The 5,116-nt window shown below is 62.1% G+C and carries 5 protein-coding genes; all 5 read right to left on the bottom strand.

Translation table 11 applies throughout. From position 1 onward, the window contains the following. Positions 1-1,482, bottom strand: a 1,482-nt coding sequence (locus tag L977_RS03885; protein ID WP_047624853.1) for a PAAR domain-containing protein, incomplete at its 3' end; no start/stop codon positions are given. A gap of 17 nt (positions 1,483-1,499) precedes the next feature. Further along, complete coding sequence (locus L977_RS03890) at positions 1,500-1,937, bottom strand: DcrB-related protein (protein ID WP_045281655.1); 438 nt, start codon at positions 1,935-1,937, stop codon at positions 1,500-1,502. Positions 1,938-1,988: 51 nt separating this feature from the next. Beyond that, a complete protein-coding gene (locus L977_RS03895; protein WP_047624867.1) occupies positions 1,989-2,873 on the bottom strand; it encodes an efflux RND transporter periplasmic adaptor subunit in 885 nt (294 codons plus the stop codon). Beyond that, positions 2,870-3,085 (bottom strand): DUF1656 domain-containing protein, encoded by a 216-nt coding sequence (locus tag L977_RS03900; RefSeq protein ID WP_014882886.1) that lies wholly within the window; start codon positions 3,083-3,085, stop codon positions 2,870-2,872. The genes L977_RS03895 and L977_RS03900 overlap by 4 nt, the downstream gene beginning before the upstream one ends. After that, a complete protein-coding gene (locus tag L977_RS03905) occupies positions 3,078-5,060 on the bottom strand; it encodes an FUSC family protein (RefSeq protein WP_052192606.1) in 1,983 nt (660 codons plus the stop codon). The genes L977_RS03900 and L977_RS03905 overlap by 8 nt, the downstream gene beginning before the upstream one ends. Positions 5,061-5,116: the final 56 nt, after the last annotated feature.

Genomic DNA, 5,116 nt, shown 5'->3' on the forward strand with positions numbered 1-5,116 from the left:
GCGGGTGCCGTTATCAAAATCGTATTCGAACGTCAGCTGTTCGCCGCCGCTGTGGCGGAAGCCGACCACGCGCGGCAGGCCGTCAATCTCCTGCCAGCGGTATTCGCTCAGCAGGCCGTTGGCGTCCTCATGGGCGCTCATTAGCCCGTCCTGCCAGCGGAAGCGTCGGCGCACGCTACCGCCCCGGCCGGTCACACAGACCAGCTGGCGCTGTTCATCATAAGCGTAACTGACCAGGCAGATCTCGTCATCCAGCCAGGCACCGGCAAGCCTGTCACTGTCGTAGCGACAGACTACGCGCTGGCCCGCGCTGTCGGTAAGGGCATGCAGAGTATTATTCGCATTCCACTCGAAGAGGATAGCGTTGCCGCAGGGTTCAGAGATGCGCTGGAGCAGCGACGGGGCATCATCCTTAAGCGGCGCGTAGTGCCAGCGCTCGCCGCTGACGTCATACACCGACCAGCTGTCGTCAGAGTGGTGCTCAAGCCAGTTTTTTTCGCTTTCGCAGTAGGTGCGCATCCCTTTCGGGACATTCGGGAAGGCGATGTAATCACCGGACGGTGCACGCCACACCAGCCCGTCCTGATACGGCTCCAGGCGGCTTTCCCAGAACAGGCTCCACCCGCGGCCCAGCACGCTGTCGCCGGGGTTGCCGCTGCGCCAGTAGCGCTGCCAGCGCACCGGCAGACGGGAAGGCAGGACGAAGTCCAGCTCATCATCCCCGCTGAGAAACTTCTGGCCGCTGACGATATCCACCGGGCGGGCGATGATCCCCGCGGCGGCAACGCCGGTCATCAGCGTGCCGGCGCGGCAGGCGATACGGGCCAGCTTATTGATACCGGGAATTTTCCCCAGCAGCTTAGACAGCGCCCCAACTTTGCCAGCGGCACCGCCCCACCCGCCGAGCAGGCCGGCGAACAACAGGGTAAGATCGGAGACTTTATACAGCCACTCGGGGACTTCAGACTGAATGGGCAGGGTTTGCTGCGGGTCGCCGCCGATGATGACGTTGTCCGAACCGGTCATCACCTTCGCGTCGCAGGTGGTACGATCCCCGATGCGGGACGCAGGCTGGCTGTTAATGAAGACTCGCTTAGAGCCTTCGGCCATCTGCTGCGAGCCGTCGTCAGAACAGTCGACGGTGCTATCGGTGGCAAGCGCGGCGGGTTTACCGTTGATAAACACATTGGGCGAGCCGGAAGTGATGACGCCTTTCTTCGTCATACTGGATGCCCCGGCGTCCGCGATGCTGTCGCGGGCGGCGGTCGCCAGCTCCCCGGTGTAGTACCCCACGGCCAGGCTCGCGCCGACGAGCAGGACGCCCACGCCCAGGCAGGATGCGCCAAGTCCGGCAATAAACATCGCCCCCGCCAGAATGCCCCCGGCGGCGGCAATCAGGCCGCCGACAATCGTTCCGGCAATCATCCCGGCAAGCGCACCGGAGTGGCCGATATCATCACCTACGCGTGCAGCTTCAAACATAACAACGGTCCCTGATGTTAATGGTGGAAGCGAAAGCTCCTGAGAAGATCGCCAAACATCGCGCGGTCAGCATCGCCCGGCGCGCGGGTGCAGGTCATGGTGAAGACCAGAATTTTATTGCCGTCGACGTTAAACACGGCCTGCTGCTGCCAGATGCGTTTGCCGTCGCGCAGGTAGCTGGCATGGACGGTTTCACCCTGTGAAAGGCCGTCACCCAGCGTAGCGGCGCTACGCTCCCCCTGCTTCCATCCCTTGATGTGTTTTTCCATCAGGGCGAGCTGGCGATCGATGTACGCGGCAAGCGCTTCGCCAGCGTTGAGGGCATCACGGGAGAGGTTGAACGCCGGCGCGTCCGCTGCGGGCGGCGCGAAGACGTTGACGGTACGATCCTGATAACCTTCAGGAAAATCGATCAGACCTTCACTGAAAAGGCACTGCGAAGTTGGTTCTGACATTGAGCGGGTCCCACCACATATTTTCAGAAGCGGTAAGTTTCGCATATGTGTTTAAGGCTGACTATCCCCAGATTTTCGCCCCACCGCCACGTTCGCCGACAGCCCCGCCACCAGCTCAACCCCCTCCGGCAACCTGTCGATATGAATACGCACCGGCACGCGCTGCGCCAGCCGCACCCAGCTAAAGGTGGGTTCGACGTCGGGCAGCCCCAGCCCGCCCGTTTCGTCGTTGCTGTCCCCGATCCCACGCCCGATGCTCTCCACGTGCCCCGTGATGACCGGATCGTATCCCATCAGCACTATCTGCGCGGCATCCCCGACGCGAATATGGCGCAGTTTAGTCTCCTCAAAATACCCCACCACCCAGAAGCTGTGGGCATCGACGATGGCGACCTTTGTCTCCCCCGCCGTCGCGTAGTCTCCGGGTCGAAGCCGCAGGTGCGTAACGTACCCCGAGACCGGCGCACGCACGGTGGCGTGCGCCAGATTCAGCTCTGCCAGGTCCAGCGCGGCCAGCGCGCCGTGATAATTGGCCGCCGCGACGTTCGCCGCGCTGCCGGTTTGCTGCACATCCTCGCTCGAAATGGCGTTTTTAATCAGCGTGCGGCGATGGGCCGCGTCCTGGCGCATCAGCATCTCATGGCGTTTCGATTCCACATCCGCCTGCGCGCTGGCCACCGCCAGCCTGAGCCAGCGCGGATCGATGGCGTAGAGCACATCGCCCCGGTTCACCCACTGGTTGTCCCGCACGGCCACGCTGATGACGGGCCCGGAGACGTCCGGCGCAATCTGCACCACGTCCGCCCGCACGCGGCCGTCGCGGGTCCACGGCGTTTGCGCGTAGTGTTTCCACATCATAAACGCCAGCAGCGTGGCCGCTGCGACGGCGCTTAACGTCAGCGCATAGCGAGCCAGTAAAGAGAGCAGTGATTTCATGACAATAACCCCAACGCGATCAGGCCCTGCATCAGCAGGTAAAAGATGACAATCCAGATTGAAACATCCATCAGCGGGCGAAACGGCAAGCGCCGGTAGACCCTGCTGAGAGAGAAAAGCGCGACGAGGCTCAGCGTGCAGACCAGCGTCGCGAGGGCGGCCATCAGCAGCCCCGGAATAAAAACGCCGCCGATATTAATATCGTTAACCATGGTCTGGCCCCCGTAATGCACAGTGAAGATCCACCAGCCTGAAGACAAACTGGCGCGTTGGTTCATCTGCGGCAGGCAGGTTTTGCTCGATGATGGCGGTAATGCGTTCGCCTAAGGCGTGGCGGTCCGCGGCGTTTATCCGATGAAATAGCGCGTCAACCTCCCTGCCGGGCGGTGTGTCACTGCGGCGTATATGCATGACTGAAAGCCCCAGGCGCAGCGCGTGCAAAAGCCTTTCAAGCGCCTGCTCTGGCGCACGCTTGCTGCGCTGCAAACGCGGCAGCAACAGGGCAGTTCGGTCCATCATCAGGTTGATCCAGTGCGTTTCGTCGACCCGCAGCGTGCCTTTCACGCTGCGGCGAATGTCGCGCTGGCAGAGGTTCAGCAGACGCGTGATGGCGGCGTCCGCCTGCACGGTTTGCATCAGGCTCATGCTGATGACGGCAAAGCAGGTCGCTGCAAAGAGCGCAATGGCGGTGTTAGCCGCGACGGCGAAGTCGCCGCTGTAGTGCGCGCCCAGCTCGCACAGAATGGGCAGCGTCAGGGTGATGCCCATCGCCATAAACGTGGTAGGCGGGCGCGCCTGAAGCGACCCGGCCAGCAGATACGCCGGAGCAAGCACCGCCACCAGCACCGGAAAATCGCTTACCTGCGGCAGCAGCGCAAAGCTGTAGAGCAGGCTAATCACCACGCCCCAGAACGAGCCAATGATGTATTTCACGATGTGGGGCGCCGGCGTGTCGAAACTGCCAAACAGCGTGCAGCAGACGCCAAGGATAGAGACCGCCGTACCGCCATCCGGCCACGCAGAGAAAATCCAGACCAGACAACCGCTCAGAATGATGACGAAAGCCCCCAGCGCCGTGCGGGCGGCGGTAAGCGGGTCGCGGTGGAAAACGTAGCCTTTTGCCGCGCGGGTTTGCATCTCCCTAAACGCAGGTTTTGCGTGGTGGATAGCCCCGGAAAGACGCTCGCACTGCTCCAGAAGCGCGATGGCCTCTGAGAGGTAGCGAATAAAACTGACCTGCAGCGCGTCGTCAATCGTCTGCGCATGCGCGGCATACCGATCGATAAGAAGCGTACAGCGGAGCCGCAACGCCTCAGCCGCGCTGCTGGCACCCGCGTCTTCAGCGGCAAGCCAGGCCTGAACATCCTCCCGCAATGCCTGCATGTCGGCGGGCAGAATTCCGGGCGTCAGCAAGCGATCGTGTAGTTCACAGTTGACGATCGCGAGCCGTGCCAGCCGATCGTGAATCGCTTTTCTGGCCTGCCGCACCGGAGCGGACAGGGCAAAATCATACGGAACATGGTGGCTTATCCCCTGCAGGAACTGCAGCGCCAGGGCCAGATGCAGGGGGCCGGAAGCCGCGCCGGGTTTACCCGCCAGGGTGTCCGCCACCCGACCGCGCGCGGCCTGTAGCGTCTGGGATAATTTCGCGTTGAATAGCCCTGATACGCGTGCGGGCAGCACGTAGCGGTGAATCAGCCCCGCACAGAAAATCCCAATCGCGATCTCCTGCACGCGGACGAGGGCAACGTTAAAAATGCCACCCGGATCGGATACCGCGGGAAAACCAATCAGGCTCGCGGTGTAACCGGCCAGCACGAAGGCATAGGCCCGGGGCGTGCGCTCCAGCAGGGAGAGCCACAGGCAGAACGTGATCCAGCCCGTCAGCACCACGCTGCACAGGATCGGCATATTCGCGAAGATGGGCACGATCAGAACGGTCGCGCTGGCCCCCGCCACGGTCCCGACCAGCCGGTAGAGGCTTCTGCTCAGCGACGCCCCGACCGACGTCTGCGATACGATGTAAACCGTAATAATGGCCCATGAGGGACGTTCGAGACCTATCGACAGCGCGAGGTAGTAAGCCAGCATCGCCGCGGCAAAACTCTTCGCGGAGTAGATCAGCGCGCCCGCATCGTTTCGCAATGTGGCGGGGAGACGCACGTGATGAGAGAAGATTTTATTCATGCCGGGATTATTACCGGCTTGCAGACCCGCTTAAATACTCTATTCTGTCAAAAAAT

The organism is Enterobacter sp. ZOR0014 (genome assembly GCF_000798855.1).
Taxonomy (GTDB): Bacteria; Pseudomonadota; Gammaproteobacteria; order Enterobacterales; family Enterobacteriaceae; genus Enterobacter; species Enterobacter kobei.